This is a genomic window from Actinomyces sp. oral taxon 849 str. F0330, assembly GCF_000239715.1.
GTDB classification, from domain to species: Bacteria; Actinomycetota; Actinomycetes; order Actinomycetales; family Actinomycetaceae; genus Actinomyces; species Actinomyces johnsonii.
Window position 1 is genome coordinate 94,968 of record NZ_JH470350.1, and the last position, 19,323, is coordinate 114,290.

The window sequence follows — 19,323 nt, forward strand, 5'->3', positions numbered from 1 at the left end:
TTGTCGGGTGGCCGGACTGGGGGATCGACTGTCGGCGTACTGCTTATGTCGCAAGGTTTCAGCGGAAAGTCGATGTCACTAGGATCGGATTGAAGGGAATCGCATCTCCTCGCCGTTTACTCGGATGTAACCATCGGCAGCTGCTCCGCCTGGGTCGGGAGAGGAGAATAGGCTTCATGGCTGTTACAGAAGATGCGAATGAGGCGAATGTTGATTGGAATCGAAGTATAAGAATGCAGCTATAGCCTCGCCAACGCGTAATCGCCAACGAAAAAATCCGCACTGATAACAGTGCGGATTATGATCTGGTCGGGCTGGCGGGATTTGAACCCACGACCCCTTGACCCCCAGTCAAGTGCGCTACCAAACTGCGCCACAGCCCGTCGACTCGCGGCATCCAACCGCTTGCAACGAGTAGAACCTTAACCTATGAAGCGGCTCCTTCAGAAATCTGGCAGTGGTGAAGCCGCTCACCCCACCCGGGTCAGTGGCGGTCATCCTGATGACGGCCGCCTCCCATGAGAGCGTCGAGTTGACGCCTCTCCTTCTTCGTGGGCCGACCAGCGCCCCGGTCCCGGATGACAGCGGCAGGCGCATCCAAGGGAGACGGACGCGGGGGAGAGGAATCGATGTACGCGGTGCGGGCAATCGGGGCACCCACCCGCTTGGTGAGGATCCGAGTAACTGTGAGAAGCCGGTCGAAGCCGTCGACGCGGTAGCGGACCTCGTCTCCTACCGAGACGTGCTGGGCTGGCTTGGCAGTCTCACCGTTAATGCGCACGTGCCCCGCCTTGCAGGCACTCGTCGCGGCCGAGCGGGACTTGATCTGCCGCACGCTCCACAGCCAGACGTCGATACGAGCCGATGCCGGTCCGCTCGGGTCACTGCTGCTACGGGATGCGGGCTGAGAACGAGCTGCCATGGGGTCATCCTAGGAGGTCGGGTTCAGCCTGCTTCAACGATGTGTCCCGGGCCCGCTTCAAGTGCGCCGTGTTCTGCGCCGGCGGGAGAGCCCCCGAGCTATGAGTCCCCACCCCAGAGCGAGGGCGCCGAGCGCCGTCAGCGCCGAGTAGGCCGGAGAGCGCCATATGGTGGAGCCCATCTCCTTGACGGTGCGCGTCGCCCGCTCCGGCAGGGCCCCGGCTCCGTTGCCACCGGCCAGGCAGTCGGTCAGAGTTGAGCGCAGGGCCTGCTCGTCCGCCTGGGGCAGGCCGAGACCGTAGGCGCCGGCTACTGAGACGAACCGACGTGCGTAGGTGCAGCGGTAGGAGTCGTTGACCGGCCACCACCCTCCGGAGCCGGTGGGATTCCAGCTGCCGGTATCGGTGGATCCGACGGGGCAGGTCGCTGGACCGCAGGCCCCTTTGGCCTGATTGGCCTCGCCGTCGACCGCGATGAGATTCAACGGGTCGTTGGCGGCCAGCAGCCTGGTGCGCTCGTCCCACTGCCAGGCGCCGTGGGCGTAGAGGTAGTTGAGAGGCACCACGTGGTCGATCTGGACGGCGGCGGAGGTGTCCTGACCACGCTTGAAGGCGATCTTCTTCCCGGTGTAGGGGTCCTGGAGGGTGCCGGCCCAGACAGTGGCGTCCGGACACACTCCCGCGCCCCGGCCATGCCCCTCCTCGCGATTCTGCACGCCGTCGGCCCGGGAGAAGTCGGCGTCAGTCAGATCCCGAGCCAGGATCTCATTGCGGGTATCGCAGCCGTCACCGTCGACGTCCGTCCATGCCTCGCCGAACCATCCGGTGCGGGAGCCTCCCTCGCCCCAGGACCGCGAGGCAGGGACGTCGTCGGGCAACTCCGACAGCTCCTCGAGAGAAGCTTTGGGGGACAGGATATAGTCGCCGCGCTGGTCCCATGGCGCCTGATGGAGGGCGGCTAGTTCAGCGGCCGCGGAATCCTCGGTCGCTTCCCGGGAGACGCCATCGGCGTGGACGGGCGGCATGGCCACGGTGCCCCATAGGCCGAGTGCGCCGATGACGCCGAGGCGTGTCAGGAACCGGCCGGGGAAGATCATGGGCCAACGGTAGCCGTTCGCACCGACATGTAAGAAGCATCCGAGCCCTGTGGTCCACAGGCGCCGCGAGGCTACGGACGTCAGACGGCGCTGCGGCCCGCGGAAGCCGACTCATCCAGGTACCAGGTGGTCTCCCGGCCACGGCAGCACGAGGCGGGAGCCCTGACGACGTCAGGAGCTCCCAGGCCCCGGCGCGCCGCTTCCGCCTTCCCTTCGCCGCCGGCCACAACCATGATGCGGCCGGCGCGCTGCAGGGTCTCGAAGGTCAGTGAATAGCGTTGGGCGGGAGGCTTGGGGGAGCTTCGTACAGCCACGGCAGGAGCTCCTACCGCGAGTGCGGCAGGGTGCCCCGGGAAGAGCGAGCAGACGTGGGCGTCGGGTCCCAGTCCCACGTGGACGACGTCGAAGCCACCACTGGCCAGCCCCGCCGCCTCCAGTTCGTGGACCATGCGGGCCGTGGCCTCGTCCAGCCCGCTGACGTTCTGCGGAGCGGCCAGCCGGTGCACCTGAGACTCCGGAACGCCGGCGGCGATGAGCGGTGAGGCCAGCAGATCGTTGCGCTCTGGGTCGCCCGCGGGTACGAAGCGCTCGTCTCCGAACCACAGGTGAATGGCATGGCGCAGCTGCTCGGGCTGGGCAACTATGAGCGGGGCCAGCGAGTCGGCCAGCGCCACACCACCGGAGCCTCCCGTCAGCGCCAGGTGGGCCACCCCCCGGTTCGCAACCGCCTCGGCCAGGATCCGTACGGTGTCCTCGCAGGCCTGTTGAGCCGCATCGTTCAGGGTCGGTGCGACGACGACGGTCGGTGCCGGAGCCGCAGCCGCGGCCATCTGGATCTCGGTGAGCGCCTGGCCGTCGGCGGTGTTGTCATTCATTCGCGGGCTCCTCCAGCAGCGTGGCCAGGACCTCCTGATAGACGAGGTCCGGGGTGAGGCGGCGCAGCTCCTCGTTGAGGGTACTGATGGGCTCACGGCGGGCCATGGTCACCACCTGGGGCTCGGGGGATCCGGGACGGGTGATGGTGACGCGCTCCAGATCGTGGCGGGCGATAACGATATCGCCGTCGTCAGTCCTGGCGGTAATGGATGAGATGCCCTTGAAGTCCTCCTCATCGATCCGTTCCACAGGGACGTCCAGGCGCAGTCGCAGCCAGGCGATCATGAGGGAGAGCGAGGAGTTCCGAGGCTCACCGGCCACGATCACCTCTCGCAGCCCGCCCGAGCGCAGAATCGGGTCCAGGGTGGAGGCCACCATGGCGCGCCACAGGGTGATTCTGGTCCAGGCCAGGTCGATGTCTCCGCGCACACTGACCGGGGCCAGCCGACGCAGCGCCCTGGCGGGGAAGTCCTGAGTGGGGGTGTTGGTGATCCGAGTGGAGCCCAGGCGGCCCAGCGGGTCCTGTGAGGGGACCTCGGGGACGGTCGTCGGCCACCACACGACCACCGGGGCCTCGGGCAGAAGGAAGGGAACGACCAATGTGTCGGTGTGCAGTGCGGCCTCGTCCCAAGGGCGCAGGACCAGCGTTTCACCGGCACCGGCGTCGTGGCCCACGCGGATTTCGGCGTCCAGGTGCCCTCCGACTTGAGCGGAGACGTGCCCGTCGCGGCTGCGCGGAGTCGCGTGATCGGTGCCCTTCTCAGGCGGTTTGACCACGGCGATGACCCGACACGGGTGATCTCGGCTTGCTCCGTGGGCAGCGCACAGAGCCTCCTCCAGCCCCGTCTCGTCCGTCGAGATCACGAGTGTCAGTACCCGAGAGGATCCGGAGGTGCCTTCGTGCTCCACGAGCCGGGAGACGATCCGGGAGGTGGTCGTTGCGGTCAGCGTGGTGATCATGAGCGCCTCCAGATGCGGCCGTCTCGGGCGAGGAGTTCGTGGGCGCTGGCCGGCCCCCAGGAGCCGGGGCGGTAGCCCTCGGGACTTCCTGCGGCGGTCCAGTGCTCGATGACAGGATCCAGGATGCGCCAGGACAGGTCGACCTCGCGCTGGTGGGGGAAGAGCGGGGCGTCGCCCAGGAGCGCATCGAGGATGAGGCGCTCGTAGGCCTCCGGCGACTCCTCGTTGAAGGTGGCGCCGTAGCCGAACTCCATGGAGACGTCGCGCAGCTCCATCTGGGTGCCTGGCACCTTGGAGGCCAGTCGTAGCGTGATGCCCTCATCGGGTTGGATCCGCAGCACGATCGTATTTGCCCCCACGGCGGTGGCGGCTGCCGACTCGAAGGGCAGGAACGGGGGCTGCTTGAAGACGACTGCCACCTCGGTTACCCGGCGGGTGAGGCGCTTGCCAGTGCGCAGGTAGAACGGCACCCCCGCCCAGCGACGGTTGGCGATCTCCAGGCGCACTGCGGCGAAGGTCTCAGTCCGGGAGTCGGCGGCGACGCCGTCCTCCTCCAGGTAGCCCCTCACAGGCAGTCCGCCTTGGAAACCGGCGTCGTAGCGACCACGGGCCGTGGTGAGGTTCAGGTCCAGGACCCCGTCGCGCTCCAGACGCACGCAGTTGAGGACCTTTTCCTTCTCCAGACGCACTGAGGCGGCGTCCATGCTGGTGGGCTCCTCCATCGCGGTCAGCGCCAGGAGCTGGAGCAGGTGGTTCTGGATGACGTCGCGCGCGGAGCCGATGGTGTCGTAGTAGCCGGCCCGGGTGCCGATGCCGATGTCCTCAGCCATGGTGATCTGAACATGGTCCACGTAGCGTTGGTTCCACAGCGGCTCGAACATCGTATTGGCGAACCGCAGCGCCAGGATGTTCTGCACCGTCTCCTTGCCCAGGTAGTGGTCGACCCGGAAGACGTCGTCGGGGCGCACGATCCGGCCTACGAGGGCGTCGAGCTCACGGGCACTGGCGCGGTCGTGCCCGAATGGCTTCTCAATGACCACGCGCCGCCAGGCGTCGGCCGACTCCTCCACGAGCCCGGAGCGGGCGATCCGCTCGGTCACGGCCGGGAACCAGCCCGGGGGGATCGACAGGTAGAACGCGCGGTTTCCGCGGGTACCACGGGTGGCGTCCAGGTCGTCTACGACGCGGGTGAGCTGCTCATAGGCGGCATCGTCCTCGAAGGAGTCGAACTCCACGAAACGCATCCCGGCCGCCAGCTGCTCCCAGATCGCGGGGCGCCACGGGGTACGGGCGCCGTCGCGGACGGCCGTCTCCACGTAGTTGCGCAGGTCGTCGGCGGACCAGGAGCGCCGGCCGACGCCCACCAGCGAGAAGCTGGGGGAGAGCAGGCCGCGGTTGGCCAAGTCGTAGATCGCGGGTAGGAGCTTGTGACGCGCGAGGTCGCCAGTGATGCCGAACATCACCAGCACGCAGGGGTCGGCGATGCGCGGCAGACGAAGATCGCGGGCGTCGAGGAGCGGGTTGGCTGCTCGCGCGGGCCGCGACAGCGGTAATGGAGTCGCAGGGTCGGAGCTGGACACGTCAGCCTTTCTGAGAGACGACGAACAGTGGAAGTGGAATTAGATGGGTGCCCGCAGGTTGCGGTGGTCGGATCCGGGCTGCCGCAGGACTCCGAGAGCGCCTTGCGGACCGGCTGCCACTGTAACGCGGCCACTGGCGACTCACCTGGGAGGGACAGGCCCGGCGTGAGGCGTTGCACCGTGTCGGGACAGGGCGTGAACCACGGACGATCCTCGTCCCCGGGAACGGGACGCGGTAGGGTCGCAGTGTTCGTGGGCGCCTTCGAGCGCCCGCCGGCGACCGACTCACATCGCCATCGCCTCGGAATCGTTCCCGCCCGGTTCCACCTCTTGAACTCGCAGGACTCACGACCGTCCTGCCGCATAGGAAAGGACCTCCATGAGCAGCTTCACCCCCGCACCGGCCACAGCCGATCTCGGTGTCTTCGGGCTGGGGGTGATGGGGGCGAACCTTGCCCGCAACCTGGCTCGTCACGGTCACGCGGTTGCGGTCTTCAACCGCACTCTCGCCCGCACCGAGAGACTCATCGATCGCTACGGCTCCGAGGGCGACTTCGTGCCTGCGGCCGACCTGAAGGATTTCGTCAACTCCCTGCGTACCCCTCGCGTGGCCATCATCATGGTTCAGGCTGGAGCGGCCACTGAGGAGGTCATCGAGGAGCTCGCCGCTCTCATGGAGCCCGGCGACATCATTGTCGACGCCGGCAACACGCTCTACACCGACACCCGGCGTCGTGAGGAGTCCCTGCGTAAGCGCGGACTGCACTTCGTGGGCATGGGCGTCTCCGGAGGCGAGGAGGGGGCGCTCAACGGCCCCTCCATCATGCCCGGCGGTACCGTCGACTCCTACAAGCGTCTGGGGCCGATGCTGGAGTCCATCTCCGCCCATGTCGACGGCGTCCCCTGCTGCACCCATGTGGGGCCCGACGGCGCCGGCCACTTCGTCAAGATGGTTCACAACGGCATCGAGTACGCCGACATGCAGCTCATTGCCGAGGCCTACGACCTGCTGCGCCACGTCGGTGGCTTCTCCGTCCCCGAGATTGCTGAAGTCTTCCGCTCCTGGAAGGACTCCGAGCTCGACTCCTACCTCATCGACATCACCACCGAGGTCCTCTCCCACACCGACGCCACGACGTCAGGGCCCTTCATCGACGTCGTCGTGGACGCGGCCGGCCAGAAGGGCACCGGGGTATGGACCACCCAGACGGCTCTTGAGCTGGGGGTGGCCGTGCCCGCCATCGCCGAGGCCACCTTCGCCCGTGCCGTCTCCTCGGCCGGCGCGGCACGAGCCGCTGTCCAGGCCACAGACATCGCCCCGGGAACCTCAGCCCCGACTTTGGCTGACCCCGAGGAGCGGCGCGCCTTCGTGGACGCCGTCAGGCAGGCCCTCTACGGATCCAAGATCGCCGCTTACGCCCAGGGCTTCGATGAGATCGCCACCGCCTCGAGCCGGTTCGGCTGGAACATCGACCTGGGGGCGATGGCCCGCATCTGGCGGGGAGGCTGCATTATCCGGGCCCGATTCCTGGACGACATCACCCGCGCCTACGACGAGAACCCCAACCTCGCCAGCCTGCTGACAGCGCCGGTCTTCGCCTCTTCCCTCTCCCGGGTGCTACCCGCCTGGCGCCAGGTCGTGGCGACCTCCGCCACCACCGGCGTCCCGGCCCCGGCCTTCGCCTCTTCCCTGGCCTATGTCGACCAGCTGCGCTCGCCGCGCCTGCCTGCAGCCCTCATCCAGGGGCAGCGCGATTTCTTCGGCTCGCACACCTACCACCGCACCGACGACGTCGAGGGCATCTACCACACGCTGTGGGCCACTCCCGAGCGCGCCGAGGAGAAGTGGAGCTGAGCTCCGCCTCAGCCATCATCCGCCCCATCTTCTGCGAGATTCCCGCATATGACGACGACCGTTCCGGCTCGCTCGGACAGCCTCACGAACCTGCGTCACGAGGAAGCCTCTTGGCGGGCTTCGGTGTGCCAGGTGGCCTCCAGCCACGTGGCAATCGATGTCACTACTGCCATCGATCCCAGTGAGGTCGTCTTCACGGTCCACTGCCGAATGCAGCTGCACATCAGGCGGCAGGCCGAAGGACTGTGGGTGGACTTCGTGGGGCAGGCGGTCGATTCGCTCAGCGTCGACGGACAGCCGGCCGCGGTGACCTGGGACGGAGCCCGCCTCGCCCTGCCCGTCCTGGGCCCGGGCGAGCATGTGCTGGAGATCGAGGCGCGCGGCCTCTACTCCAACTCGGGTCAGGGACTGCACCGCTTCCACGACCCGGTTGATGGCGCGACCTACCTCTACACCCATTTCGAGCCCTCCGACGCACGTCGGGCATGGCCGGTCATGGAGCAGCCGGACCTCAAGACCCGTTTCTCGCTGGAGGTCGCCCATCCGCGCGGCTGGACGGTCATGTCCAACACGCGTCCGGTGACAGGCGGCTCGGGTGCGCACGCGCCGGCTGACTCGGCCGACACCGACAGCGGTGAGGTCGGTGGCGACGTCCAGGTGACATCCTTCGCCGTCTCCAAGCCTCTGCCCAGCTACCTCACCGCGCTGGCCGCCGGCCCCTGGCACCGGGTGACCGGGCGGTGGAGCTCCCCGGGCCGCGAGGGGCTCACCGTCCCGTTGTCGTGGTCCTGCCGGGCCAGCCTGGCCGACCATCTCGACGCCGCCGAGCTCCTCGACGTCACGCGGGCGGGCCTGGACTTCTACGATCGGGTCTACAGCTATGGATTTCCCTGGGACTCCTACGACAGCGTACTCGTTCCGGAGTACAACCTCGGTGCCATGGAGAATCCCGGCTGCGTCACCTTCAACGAGGACCTCTTCCTTTTCCGCGGGCCGGTCACCCGCTCCCAAAGGGCGGGGCGCGCAAACACGATCCTCCACGAGATGTGCCACATGTGGTTCGGCGACCTTGTCACTCCCACCTGGTGGGAGGACACCTGGCTCAAGGAGTCCTTCGCCGACCACCAGGGGACCTGGGCCGCGGGAGAGGCCGCCGGCTTCACCGAGGCGTGGGTGAGCTTCGCTTCTACCCGTAAGGCCTGGGCGTACCTGGAGGACTCCCGGCCGACCACCACCCACCCCATCGTTGCGCAGGTAGACGACGTCGAGGCCGCCCGTCAGGCCTTCGACGGCATCACGTACGCCAAGGGCGCCTCCGTCCTCAAGCAGCTTGTCGCCCATGTGGGCCAGGACGCCTTCCTGGAGGCAGCCGGGCGTCTCTTCGAGCGCAGCGCCTACGGCAACGCCGCCTTGGACGACTTCCTTGACGTGCTCTCGCAGGTATCAGGCCGCGACATGCAGGATTGGGCCCGGGCCTGGCTGCACACCGCGGGTCCCTCCATCCTCACCAACGAGTTGGTCGTTGACGGTGGGCGGATCGCCTCACTGACTCTTCGCCAGGAGGGCACCGACCCGACCACTGGGGAGCCGGTGCTGCGTCCGCACACGCTCGTCGTCGGCCTGTACTCCTTGGGCGAGGACGGCGCGCTGGTGCGCACCCACCGTCTGCCGGTGACCATAGAAACCGAGCAGATTGAGGTCCCAGAGGCGGTGGGGTTGCTCGCACCCGACGTCGTCCTGGTCAACGACGAGGACCTTACCTACGCCGTCGTGCGGCCGGACAATGACTCCCTGTCCTGTCTGGCCGCCTCGCTCGGGTCCGTCCGTGACCCCATGGCTCGGGCCCTGGCCTGGTCGATGCTGCACAACCTTCTGCGGGACGCATTCATCGGCTCACCGCTGTTCGTAGAGGCCGTCCTGGCGCACGCCGACGACGATACCGAACCGGGCACCCTGGCCACGCTGCTGAGCCAGGCACTGCTAGCAGCCAGCCGGTACAGCGGCCCTGGGACACGTCGGGCGCTACTGGACAGACTCCTTGCAGACGACCCGACGGAGCTCCCGGAGGACTCGGAGACCTCGATGACGCGCGGCGGCTGGGGCAGACTGCGTGCCGCTGTGCCGGGCTCGGACTCCCAGCTCATCCGTGCTCGCGCCTGGCTGGAGGCCGCGGGGCAGGCGGGCCTACTCGGTGAGGACGTCGCATCGCAGGTCGTCGCCCGCATTCGAGGGCTGCTCAACGGCGACCTTCCCGGACTGGAGCTTGACGCTGATCTGAGGTGGCGGGCACTGACCGCTCTGGCGAGGCTGGACGCCGTCAGCTTCGATGAGCTTGACGCACAGCGGGAGGCGGACCCGACGGCCGGCGGTCTGACCCGCCACCTGAAGGCCACCAGCTCGCGGCCCCGAGAAGAGCTCAAGACGGAGGTCTTCAACCGTCTTCTGAGTGACACAACCTTGAGCAACGACCATGTTGACGCCCTGATCGCGGGTTTCGCCGTCGACGCTCACCGCCGGTTGACGGTCGCGTTCACCTCTCGCTACCTCCAGGAGCTTCAAGGGGTGTGGGCCGATCGAGATCAGGAGATCGCCACCCGGCTGGTCCTGGGGCTGTTCCCCGCCTGCGGGGATGAGGGCGATGCTCAGGCGGTTGACGACTGGCTCTCTTCCCACCCCGAGGCGCCGCTCGCCCTGCGTCGGCTCCTCCTCAAGAGCCTTGACGACCTGCGCCGCGCTCTCGCCGCCCGTCATGTCCGCTCAGCGTCTGCCTGATCGACAAGGCCCCTCCCATCGATAGGACCTTTGTCCTAACCTGAGCAACATCAGGGGGCGCCGTTACCCTTCTGAGACCCTCATGCGGTGCTCCCGATCACCTCGCGGCGTCGGCCGGGGCGGCCGGCGGGTAGGCTTCTTACTATTCGGAGCAAGTCATGTCGCGATGCTAACTCGACGTCGGTGCAACGAACGGTATGGTGGTGCCTGAGGCGGCGCACCGGGCGCCGCAACGAACTGAGGGGCAGGAATGATGTCGAGCAGTCCGATCGAGCAGGATCCCTCCTCCACCCAGACCTTCGGGGTTGCCGATGTTGCCGACTCGGTCTCCTCTCCGATGGTGGGGCTGAGTCAGCAGGACGCCGCCGCGATCGCTGCTCTACCGTCGGGAACAGCGCTTCTTCTCGTCCATCACGGGCCGACCACAGGGGCGCGGTTCCTTCTGGATGCCGAGGAGACAACCGTCGGGCGCCACCCGCGTGCCGACATCTTCTTGGACGACGTCACCGTCTCCAGGAAGCACGCGGTCTTCTCCTCCCTGCCCGACGGCGGCTACGGGGTCCGAGACTCCGGCTCTCTCAACGGTACTTACGTCAACCGCACGCGTGTGGAGCAGGTGGCTCTCCGCTCCGGTGACGAGGTCCAGATCGGTAAGTACCGGATGACCTACCACCCCGGCCCCCAAGGCGGAGCCGCGTCTCGGTGAGCTCCGCAACCGCACGAAACGAGAAGCGGCCCTCCTCCTCACCCGACGCTTCCGAGCTCCCGGACGGCGGGACCTGGCCCCGCGGTATCTCCCGCGAGCCGGTGATGAAGATCGGGCAGGTGGTGGATCTCCTCAAGGTGGAGTTTCCGGCCCTGTCGATCTCAAAGGTTCGCTACCTCGAGGGGGAGGGGCTCATCAGTCCCCACCGCGTTGGTAACGGTTACAGGCGCTATTCCCAGGCGGATCTGGAGCGTTTGCGCTACGCCTTGGCGGTGCAGCGGGACGAGTACCTTCCATTGCATGTCATTCGGGAGCGTCTGGCGCGCCTGGACACCGATGCCGATGCCCCCGCCCCCCAGCCCATTGCCCGCGTGGTTGCTCGTGACGGCAAGATTGTTGACGATGGGCCCATGGACCTGGAAGCACTCCTGGCCCACTCCGGTGCCAGCGAGTCTCAGATCGAGGAGCTTGTTTCCATTGGTCTCGTCAGCCCCGATGTCCGGGGGCGCTACAGTCAGCAGAACCTGAGAACCGTGCGCCTGGCCCTGGAGATCACCCGCAAGGGCGTGCCTCTGCGCAACCTGCGTGCGGTACGGGCGTCGGCCGAGCGTGAGGCGGACACGATCGACCAGGCGGTGGCTCCGCGCCGGTCTCGGTCCCGTAGCGCCGGTGAGGAGACGGCTCGCGAATTGGCTGAGCTCGTCGCGGACCTGCACACGATTCTGCTGCGCCGTGCCGTCGACTCACTGGGTTGACGACATGCTCGCGCGAGCGCCTGGTGAGAGCGTTCGAACGGCGCCGCGAGTCGACGAAAGTCAGCACTTGTAGCGTGCGCGTTCCCGGGACAGGACCGAGCGGCTCCCCTTAGGGTTGGGGCGTGCCATTGATGCAGTTGGTGGGCGTCAGGTCCACCAATCCTGATGACGGCCTGGTCGCTGTCCTCGTGGAGGATGGTGGGCCGGCGATGCTGGCGATTCCGGTGACTGCCCATGAAGGACTGGTTCTGCAGGCTCACGGTTCGTATCGCTCGCCATCTTGGCCCAGGCTCCTCGATGACGTCGTTGAAGCCCTGGGCGGGCGTATCGGGCGCACCGAGCTCGACGTCGACGACGACGCGCGCCTTGTCGCCAGGCTGGTCGTCGAGGCGCCCGCATGTGCGGACAAGGTCATGGCGGTTCCCTGCACTCCGGGTGAGGGGCTTCTTCTAAGTGGCTACCACCGGTTCCCGGTACATGCCAGCAGTTCTCTGACGCGGCTCAGGGCCGTCGATCTCAGCGATGATTACGGAGCCGAGCAGTTCGAGCAATGGCGGCGAATACTGTTGCGGACCAACGACCTCACCGACGACACGCGGGACTGATGTGACTCATGTGACTTGAGTTGTGATCTGCGGCACTTCCGATTGTCGGTGCGTCACTGGTGGAACGGCTCCATTTCGGGCGAATGCTCTGTGTTCCGAGCAAGATGCTTGTCCTCACCTGAAGATTCATGCCTGACGGCACATCGAGATAGGGCGTGCCCTTCGTTGAGCATCGCCCCAACTGGTCCTATCGTGGAGTCGTGGCCGCACGAGGCGAGCCGCCGCGTCACTTGCAGGCGCGTCTCATTCCGGTGACAGGAGCAGCTCGTGAGCATGAATGAAGCCAGTGCGGTAGCGAGGCCTCAGCGTACTCAGGGCATGCTGTTCGGAGATCCGCTCCCGCAGCTCGACGCCGATTCGGGCTACCGGGGTCCAGTCGCCTGCCGTGCAGCTGGCATCACCTATCGTCAGCTCGACTACTGGGCTCGTACAGGCCTGGTCGAGCCGTCGATCCGCAGCGCCAGGGGATCGGGTTCCCAGCGCCTCTACTCCTTCCGCGACATCCTTGTTCTCAAAGTCGTCAAGCGGCTTCTGGACACCGGAGTGTCCCTGCAGCAGATTCGCACGGCTGTCAGCGCCCTGCATTCGCGCGGCGTGGAGGACCTGGCCTCCATCACCCTGATGAGCGATGGCGCCTCGGTTTATGAGTGCACCTCCGCCGATGAGGTCGTCGACCTCGTTGCCGGCGGCCAGGGCGTGTTCGGCATCGCGGTGGGCAGGGTGTGGCATGAGGTCGAGGGCGCACTGGCGGACCTGCCCGTCGACCATGCTCAGGCGCTCGGGACGCCGCTCGTCGAGGACGAGCTGGCCAAGCGCCGGGCGGCAAAACGGCAGCAGGCCATCTGACCCTCAAGGGGAAACGTTCCTGAGCGCGTTGTTCGCCGAGGCTGGAACCGTGGGTAGGGTTCCAGCCTCGAACGTATCCTGACCCTGTTGGCCTTGCTATGACAGGACAAAATGTCATCAAGGCGCCGTTGAGAGATCAGGAGAGAACATGACTGGAACATCGACACGCGCGCTCGCCGACCTCCAGATCAGTCCCATCGGGCTGGGAGGCAATGTCTTCGGCTGGACGGCGGACGAAGCCGCCTCCTTCGACGTTCTCGACGCCTACCTGGACGCAGGCGGGAACCTCGTCGACACCGCCGACGGATACTCGTACTGGGCGCCGGGCAACTCCGGAGGGGAGTCGGAGACCGTCATCGGGAACTGGCTATCCTCACGCCCCGTGCGTGATCGCATCGTCCTGGCCACGAAGGTGTCCACCAAACCCGACCGGCCCGGACTGAGCGCCGACAACGTCCGCCTGGCGCTGGAGGAGTCACTGTCGCGTCTGCGCACCGACACCATCGACATCTACTACGCCCATTTCGATGACGAGTCCACCCCGCTTGAGGAGACTGTCTCCGCCTTCGAAAAGGCCCGACGCGCCGGCAGGATCAAACACGTGGGACTGTCCAACTATGCGCCCGAGCGCATCCGGCAGTGGTTCGCCATTGCCGATTCCCAGGGCTGCGCCAGGCCCATCGTCTTGCAGCCCCATTACAACCTCCTCCATCGCGACGATGTCGAAGGCCCGGGCGGCAGGGGACAGACTGCTGCCGAGCTCGGCATGGGGATGATGCCCTATTTCGCTCTGGCCGCGGGCTTCCTCACGGGAAAGTACCGTCGGGGCGAAGTGGCCCACGGAGATCGCGCTGACATGGTCGCCGACTACCAGCGGCCGGAGTGCTACGACGTCGTCGACGCCGTCGTCCAGATCGCTGAAGCCCACCGGGTGGAGCCCGCCGCAGTGGCGCTGGCCTGGCTGCGCGACCGGCCCGGCGTCACCGCCCCGCTGGCCTCGGCGCGCAGCCTGAGGCAACTGGCTCCGATTGTGGACGCCCTGACCCTTGAGCTCAGTGATGAGGAGATCCGGACTCTGACCCGGGTCTCCGATGCTGCGCGCCCCTGATCGCGTGTGCCGTCGTGCGCACTGATCGACTCGGGCCTGCGAAGACCTACTCGACCTACTCGGTGCGCCGTCCCAGGACGTAGCGACGGCTGTACCCGTCGGTGAGGTCGGTGATGGTAACTCGCACCAGACCGGCCTCATCGATGCGGTAGTGCTCCTGGATCCGAGGACCCTGGTCACGCCGTTCCACGGAGTAGGTGCGCAGCTCCTGATCGTCCATGTCCCGCAACGATGCGTCGAAGGGGAAGACGATGTCCTGGTAGGGGGCGATCTCACCTCGGGGCTCGCCGGCCTCATCGACGTCGGCACATTCAACGAATCGGTACCAGCCGATGTTGTGGGCCGCATCATACTCGCGGGTCAGGACCGTTCCCTCACGGCCGTCGGGGGAGGCTTGGACGGACTCCGGGTTGAGAATCGCATCGAAGGTGAGTCGGTGACCGGCGTCGGCCTCACGGAAGACCCCGAAACCGCGCGAGAGACGATCGGTGAGGTCGTAATCGCTGGTGCGGTCGGCAGCGATTGCCAGACCGATGGCCGTGGAGGCTCCCGGGTAGGGGGAGCGATGGACTCGACGCCCGAAGCGCTCGCGCACGAGTCGGGGGACCAGCGGAAAACCGGACGCGCCGCCCACCAGATAGACGCCGGCGATGTCTGTCAGGTCAGGGCTGCCGTCGTCGAGTCTGCCGACCAGCGGAGCCATCGTGGCCAGCGAGCGCTCGATGAGCGGAGTGCTGGCCCGATACAGATCCGCCACGGGCAGGACGATGTCCTGGCCCCGCAGGACGACGAGCACCCGGCGGCTCTGAGGGGTCAGGTGCTCCTTAGCGTCCCGGCACTGATCCAGCAGGTCGTCGAGCTCGGTGTGGGACAGATCCTGCTCCGCGATCCCGGCCTTGTTCAGCACCATCGTGGCCATAAGCAGGTCGATGTCGTCACCGCCCAGGTCGCCCAGCCCGTGAGAGGCCAGAACCTCGTGCGAGGTGCCGATGACGTCGACCAGGGAGGTATCGAACGTGCCCCCTCCCAGGTCGTAGACCAGGACCCGGGTGCGCTTGGCGGAGACGGTTGTCGCCTTGCGATGCGTGTACTCGAAACCTGCGGCGCTGGGCTCGTTGAGCATGGCGGCGACGCAGAAGCCAGCCCCTTGGAAGGCCTCCAGGGTCAGCAGGCGCTGGGCCCCATAGGCGTGGGCAGGTACCGCGACGACTGCGCGGGCCCGGTTGATGTCCACATCCTGCTTCGACAGCTCTGTTCGCAGGTGGCGCAAGTAGCTGGTGAGAACCTCCAAGGCGGAGAAGGTCTGCTCGCCCAATGTCACCGGGGTGGAGGCGGTCAGCGTGGGGGATGCCAGAACGCGTTTGAGGCTACGCAGCAAAGGGGCGCCCTGATGGGCGGCCTGCCTGGCGGCGAAACCGTGGACGAGCTCACCATCGCGCAGCGCGGTCAACGAAGGCATGAAGTCGTGCTCGTCACCGTTATCGTCGGCGAAGCTGAGAACCGGATAGTTTCCCCGATCAGCACGTACAACGACGGTGCGGGTCGTTCCCAGGTCGATCCCCAGATCGATGTCCGTCATCGACTCCGTGTCGGAGCTCGTTCCGGGGAGGGTTCCGCTGTGGATGCTGTCCAGGCTGTTAGTGGTATCCGCTGCCATGTGGCGACCCTATCGTGACGGGCCCCTCTTTTCGGGCAATCCCAGCGCGTCGTGAGTCCTTTGTGGGACGTGACAATCGGCTCAGGGCCGTTGTTCCCAGGTTGGGACGAAAGACCGTGTCGCTGGCTCCTGAGTATCGCGTATGCAGGAGACGTCAGGTGTTGATGCCGAGCCTTCGCGCGATCGGTTAGGCAGCGGGGCGGTCGGCGGGTAACAATACTGGTGGGTTGCGCTCAAGCGCCCCGGGCCCCGCGCCCGCCCGGAAGGGCGGCGGGAAGGGTCACTCAATCTCCCATCGGGAACGGTATGAGCACCATTCTCTTCCTCGTGATCGTTGTCGTCGTCACTGCTCTTGTCTTCGACTTCACCAATGGTTTCCACGACTCGTCCAATGCCATGGCGACGTCGGTGGCGACCGGCGCTTTCACACCGAGGCGAGCGGTTCTGGTCGCCGCGGTGCTCAACGTGATCGGCGCCTGTCTGTCGACAGAGGTCTCCAAGACGATCTCTCACGGAATGTTCGATGACGCTGTGGTCCAGGCGGCGCCGGCTATGATCTTCGCGGGTTTGGCCGGCGCCATCTTGTGGAACCTGGCGACCTGGCTCTTCGGGCTGCCCTCATCGTCGTCGCATGCGCTGTTTGGGGGGCTCATCGGAGCGGTGGTTGTGGCTGCCGGCGTCCAGGGCGTCCACTGGGGAACAGTGATCTCCAAGATCATCCTGCCGGCCGTTATCGCACCGGTCGTGGCCGGGCTGGCCTCGGCGCTGGCGACGGCGCTCGCCTATCGCATCGCTCATCCGACCAACCCGTACTCGCAGAGGCTCTTCCGCAGCAGCCAGCGAGTGACCGCCTCACTGGTGGCCCTGTCCCACGGCACGTCCGACGGACAGAAGACCATGGGGGTCATCACCCTTGCACTTGTGGCCGGCGGCTACCAGCAGGCCGGCACCGGACCGCATTGGTGGGTCATCGCTGCGGCGGGACTTGCCATTGGTCTGGGAACCTACTCCGGCGGATGGCGCATCATGCGGACCATGGGACGAGGACTGGTGCACGTCGAGGCCCCGCAGGGCTTCGCCTCCGAGACCGCCTCAACGGTAGCGATCCTGGCCTCGTCCCATCTGGGCTTCGCCCTGTCCACCACCCACATCTGCACCGGCTCCATCCTGGGCTCGGGAATCGGCCGGGGTACCAAAGTGTCCTGGGGGACCGCCGGAAAGATGGCAATCGCCTGGTTGGTGACGCTCCCGTGCTCGGGTTTGGTGGGTGCTGCCACCTCCTACGTCGCAGTCAAGGGAGGGGTGCCGGGCACCATCGCCGTCATCTGCCTGCTCATTCTTGGGGCTCTCGCGATCATTCGCCAGGCAGGCCACCACCGAGTGGACTTCTCCAACGTCAATGACGCCTCCGAGGTCGTCGTCGGCAAACGGGACCCGGAGATGGGACGCCAACCGCGCACGCTTGAGGAGGTGCGCTCCGAGATCGTCAATGGCACAACAGACCAGGAGAGCGCGCAGCCGATGAGGACAGGATCCATGGCATGACTGGTATGACGATCGACTGGGGCTCGTTAGGGTTGGTGACCGTAGTCACAGTGTTGGGCACCGCCTTCATCCTCGTTATCTGCTCGCTGGCCGCCCGCATGATGGCCACGGTGCACGCTAAGCACGAGGTCGGCCAGGTCGAGGGCATACGCCTGGCCCAGGTCTTGGCGGCCGTCTTCATCGCCATCGCCGCCATGATCGCCCTGTTCGGGCTGTGGCTCATCATCCCGTACTTCCACTGACCTCAAAACTGACCGCCCGCCGGCCTTCCATCGGTCGCCCACTGGGCGCACACCCGGCACGGGGGAGTGGTCCTGCTAACATCCGAGCGTGACTGAGGACCTCAAGGGCCTGGCCCTGGACGCTATTGCTACTTCCGCCGCGGCCGACGACCCCGATTATCCGCGCTTCCACGTCGTTCCACCCGTGGGACGGCTCAACGACCCCAACGGCCTCCTGGTCGATGGAGCCACCTATCACGCCTTCTTCCAGTTCAGCCCGTTCCATCCCCACCGCAAGCTGGTCTACTGGGGCCACTCCTCCTCGACAGATCTGCTGCACTGGAACCACCACGGGCCCACCATCGTCCCCGACTCCTCTTACGACCTGTCCGGCGCCTACTCCGGCAACGCGATCGTCCTGGAGGGCCGCGAGCTCGAAGGAGCCCCCGTCCAGGCCCCCTATCAGCTCTTCTACACCGGCAACCTCAAGGATCCGGTCACCGACGAGCGCACCGCCAGCCAGTGCCTGGTCACCAGCAGTGATCTGAGAAATTTCACCAAGTGGCCCGGCAACCCCCTCATCCCCGCCAACGCCGAGGGTTACACCGCCCACTACCGCGACCCGCAGGTTTTCCGGGACCCCGATCGGCCGGGGGAGTACCGGATGCTCATCGGCGTCCAGCGGGTCAACGAGACCGGTGCTGCGGTCCTGTACCGCTCCCGGGACCTGGTCTCCTGGGAATTCGAGGGCGAGCTTACCTTTCCCGGCGCGGGCGGCGCCTTCAGCTCCTTCGGCTACATGTGGGAGTGCCCTGGTCTGGTGCGGGTGACGGACGAGGACACCGGCGAGGAGTGGGACGTTCTCATCTGGTGCCCCCAGGGCATCACCCCGCAGCGGGAAGGATTCGAGAACATCTTCCCCTGCGTTTACACGGTGGGGCACCTTAAGGGGACCGAGCTTCGGGACACCGACGGCACCTTTCACGAGGTTGACCGCGGCTTTGAGTTCTACGCTCCCCAGGTCTTCGCGCGCAGGCCCTCCGAGCCCGGGCCGTTGCTGCTGACCGCCTGGGCCGGCAACGCTTCCGAGGATGACCAGCCCTCGATCCAGTCCGGCCAGTGGGTTCACGCCCTGAGTCTGCCCCGGGCATTGAGCCTGAAGACCGGCCGACTCATTCAACGTCCCGCCACCGACCTGCCTCACGACGCCGGACAACCGGCTCTGGTGGGGACGCCTCTTGACTCCGGTCAGTACGAGCCGGCTGAGCTGCACGGGCACCGCAGCTGGCAGCTGCGTCTGGAGGCGGAGCCGGACCGAACCTCAGGAGCGTGGGGAGTGCGGATCGGGACCGATCGGTCTCACGTGGACATCATCCTGGACGGGGGAGCGCTCCGGGTGGATCGCTCGACCTCCCGATACACCCAGCACGGCGCCGTGCGTACGGTGACGCTTCCCGAAGGGTGTGCTTCGGTACTGGAGATCGTTCATGACCGTTCACTGACCGAGGTCTTCGTCGGCGACGGGGCCCTGGCCTTCACGATGCGCAGCTTCGTCGATCCCGACAGCTCGGGAGCGCGACTTCTGGCGGGGGGAGTCCTCACGCTGAAATCCGGCCGCGTCAGGACTTTCACACCGGTCCCCGAAGCCCTCTGAGACTCGCACCATGACGCGGAGAAACGACGGTTCAGCAGCTCGGATTCGGGGAATAGACCGGGGCTACCTCTCCGGTTGCAGAGTGCTGTGACTCACTGTACTGTGACCAACGATTGACATAGGTGTGGCCGCCGGGAGTCAGCGACGTTCCCGACCAGCGGGTTTC

General features: G+C 66.6%; 16 protein-coding genes and 1 tRNA gene. 10 read left to right on the top strand and 7 right to left on the bottom strand.

All coding sequences use genetic code 11. The annotated features are described in order from the left end of the window. Nucleotides 1-306: 306 nt before the first annotated feature. From HMPREF0975_RS04375 to zwf, 6 genes are all read right to left on the bottom strand, one after another. Nucleotides 307-383, bottom strand: a tRNA-Pro gene (locus HMPREF0975_RS04375). Between the two features lie 101 nt (nt 384-484). Beyond that, complete coding sequence (locus HMPREF0975_RS04380) at nt 485-922, bottom strand: RNA-binding S4 domain-containing protein (protein WP_009232928.1); 438 nt, start codon at nt 920-922, stop codon at nt 485-487. 57 nt (nt 923-979) lie between these two features. Beyond that, nucleotides 980-2,017, bottom strand: a complete 1,038-nt coding sequence (locus HMPREF0975_RS04385; RefSeq protein WP_009232929.1) for an HNH endonuclease family protein — start codon at nt 2,015-2,017, stop codon at nt 980-982. Nucleotides 2,018-2,097: 80 nt separating this feature from the next. Continuing rightward, the gene (gene pgl, locus HMPREF0975_RS04390) at nt 2,098-2,892 is read right to left on the bottom strand and encodes a 6-phosphogluconolactonase (RefSeq protein WP_009232930.1); all 795 of its coding nucleotides are present in this window, start codon (nt 2,890-2,892) and stop codon (nt 2,098-2,100) included. Then, nucleotides 2,885-3,853, bottom strand: coding sequence for a glucose-6-phosphate dehydrogenase assembly protein OpcA (locus HMPREF0975_RS04395; protein ID WP_009232931.1), 969 nt, complete (start codon nt 3,851-3,853; stop codon nt 2,885-2,887). Before HMPREF0975_RS04395 ends, pgl begins: the two co-directional genes overlap by 8 nt. Then, nucleotides 3,850-5,433, bottom strand: coding sequence for a glucose-6-phosphate dehydrogenase (gene zwf / locus HMPREF0975_RS04400; RefSeq protein WP_009232932.1), 1,584 nt, complete (start codon nt 5,431-5,433; stop codon nt 3,850-3,852). The genes HMPREF0975_RS04395 and zwf overlap by 4 nt, the downstream gene beginning before the upstream one ends. A 379-nt stretch (nt 5,434-5,812) precedes the next feature. Between zwf and gndA the strand changes: the two genes are divergently transcribed. From gndA to HMPREF0975_RS04435, 7 genes are all read left to right on the top strand, one after another. Further along, entirely contained in the window at nt 5,813-7,288 is a 1,476-nt protein-coding gene (gene gndA / locus HMPREF0975_RS04405) for an NADP-dependent phosphogluconate dehydrogenase (RefSeq protein WP_009232933.1), read from the top strand. 48 nt (nt 7,289-7,336) lie between these two features. After that, nucleotides 7,337-10,060 (top strand): aminopeptidase N, encoded by a 2,724-nt coding sequence (gene pepN, locus HMPREF0975_RS04410; RefSeq protein WP_009232934.1) that lies wholly within the window; start codon nt 7,337-7,339, stop codon nt 10,058-10,060. Between the two features lie 253 nt (nt 10,061-10,313). Further along, nucleotides 10,314-10,766 carry an FHA domain-containing protein gene (locus tag HMPREF0975_RS04415; protein WP_009232935.1) on the top strand — a complete coding sequence of 151 codons (453 nt, stop codon included), beginning with the start codon at nt 10,314-10,316 and terminating at the stop codon, nt 10,764-10,766. Further along, a complete protein-coding gene (gene ftsR / locus HMPREF0975_RS04420) occupies nt 10,763-11,521 on the top strand; it encodes a transcriptional regulator FtsR (protein WP_009232936.1) in 759 nt (252 codons plus the stop codon). Before HMPREF0975_RS04415 ends, ftsR begins: the two co-directional genes overlap by 4 nt. A 131-nt stretch (nt 11,522-11,652) precedes the next feature. Beyond that, entirely contained in the window at nt 11,653-12,126 is a 474-nt protein-coding gene (locus tag HMPREF0975_RS04425; RefSeq protein ID WP_009232937.1) for a hypothetical protein, read from the top strand. A gap of 318 nt (nt 12,127-12,444) precedes the next feature. Next, nucleotides 12,445-12,972, top strand: coding sequence for a MerR family transcriptional regulator (locus tag HMPREF0975_RS04430; protein ID WP_021605163.1), 528 nt, complete (start codon nt 12,445-12,447; stop codon nt 12,970-12,972). Nucleotides 12,973-13,120: 148 nt separating this feature from the next. Continuing rightward, a complete protein-coding gene (locus HMPREF0975_RS04435) occupies nt 13,121-14,080 on the top strand; it encodes an aldo/keto reductase (RefSeq protein ID WP_009232939.1) in 960 nt (319 codons plus the stop codon). Nucleotides 14,081-14,135: 55 nt separating this feature from the next. Here the strand turns inward: HMPREF0975_RS04435 and HMPREF0975_RS04440 are convergent, their stop codons facing one another. Beyond that, nucleotides 14,136-15,737, bottom strand: a complete 1,602-nt coding sequence (locus HMPREF0975_RS04440) for an Hsp70 family protein (RefSeq protein WP_009232940.1) — start codon at nt 15,735-15,737, stop codon at nt 14,136-14,138. Between the two features lie 306 nt (nt 15,738-16,043). On the opposite strand from HMPREF0975_RS04440, the gene HMPREF0975_RS04445 reads away from it, so the two are divergent. The 3 genes from HMPREF0975_RS04445 (at nt 16,044) to HMPREF0975_RS04455 (ending at nt 19,157) form a co-directional block, all read left to right on the top strand. Continuing rightward, the gene (locus HMPREF0975_RS04445; RefSeq protein WP_009232941.1) at nt 16,044-17,282 is read left to right on the top strand and encodes an inorganic phosphate transporter; all 1,239 of its coding nucleotides are present in this window, start codon (nt 16,044-16,046) and stop codon (nt 17,280-17,282) included. Next, on the top strand, nt 17,279-17,524 hold the full coding sequence (locus HMPREF0975_RS04450) for a hypothetical protein (RefSeq protein WP_009232942.1): 246 nt from the start codon (nt 17,279-17,281) through the stop codon (nt 17,522-17,524). Before HMPREF0975_RS04445 ends, HMPREF0975_RS04450 begins: the two co-directional genes overlap by 4 nt. Before the next feature lie 88 nt (nt 17,525-17,612). Next, nucleotides 17,613-19,157 carry a glycoside hydrolase family 32 protein gene (locus HMPREF0975_RS04455; protein WP_009232943.1) on the top strand — a complete coding sequence of 515 codons (1,545 nt, stop codon included), beginning with the start codon at nt 17,613-17,615 and terminating at the stop codon, nt 19,155-19,157. Nucleotides 19,158-19,323: the final 166 nt, after the last annotated feature.

Bases quoted from the DNA above. Each gene is read 5' to 3' on its own strand.
- HMPREF0975_RS04380 (WP_009232928.1), bottom strand. From the start codon at position 922: ATGGCAGCTCGTTCTCAGCCCGCATCCCGTAGCAGCAGTGACCCGAGC.
- HMPREF0975_RS04385 (WP_009232929.1), bottom strand. From the start codon at position 2,017: ATGATCTTCCCCGGCCGGTTCCTGACACGCCTCGGCGTCATCGGCGCA.
- pgl (WP_009232930.1), bottom strand. From the start codon at position 2,892: ATGAATGACAACACCGCCGACGGCCAGGCGCTCACCGAGATCCAGATG.
- HMPREF0975_RS04395 (WP_009232931.1), bottom strand. From the start codon at position 3,853: ATGATCACCACGCTGACCGCAACGACCACCTCCCGGATCGTCTCCCGG.
- gndA (WP_009232933.1), top strand. From the start codon at position 5,813: ATGAGCAGCTTCACCCCCGCACCGGCCACAGCCGATCTCGGTGTCTTC.
- pepN (WP_009232934.1), top strand. From the start codon at position 7,337: ATGACGACGACCGTTCCGGCTCGCTCGGACAGCCTCACGAACCTGCGT.
- HMPREF0975_RS04415 (WP_009232935.1), top strand. From the start codon at position 10,314: ATGTCGAGCAGTCCGATCGAGCAGGATCCCTCCTCCACCCAGACCTTC.
- HMPREF0975_RS04425 (WP_009232937.1), top strand. From the start codon at position 11,653: ATGCAGTTGGTGGGCGTCAGGTCCACCAATCCTGATGACGGCCTGGTC.
- HMPREF0975_RS04430 (WP_021605163.1), top strand. From the start codon at position 12,445: ATGCTGTTCGGAGATCCGCTCCCGCAGCTCGACGCCGATTCGGGCTAC.
- HMPREF0975_RS04435 (WP_009232939.1), top strand. From the start codon at position 13,121: ATGACTGGAACATCGACACGCGCGCTCGCCGACCTCCAGATCAGTCCC.
- HMPREF0975_RS04440 (WP_009232940.1), bottom strand. From the start codon at position 15,737: ATGGCAGCGGATACCACTAACAGCCTGGACAGCATCCACAGCGGAACC.
- HMPREF0975_RS04445 (WP_009232941.1), top strand. From the start codon at position 16,044: ATGAGCACCATTCTCTTCCTCGTGATCGTTGTCGTCGTCACTGCTCTT.
- HMPREF0975_RS04450 (WP_009232942.1), top strand. From the start codon at position 17,279: ATGACTGGTATGACGATCGACTGGGGCTCGTTAGGGTTGGTGACCGTA.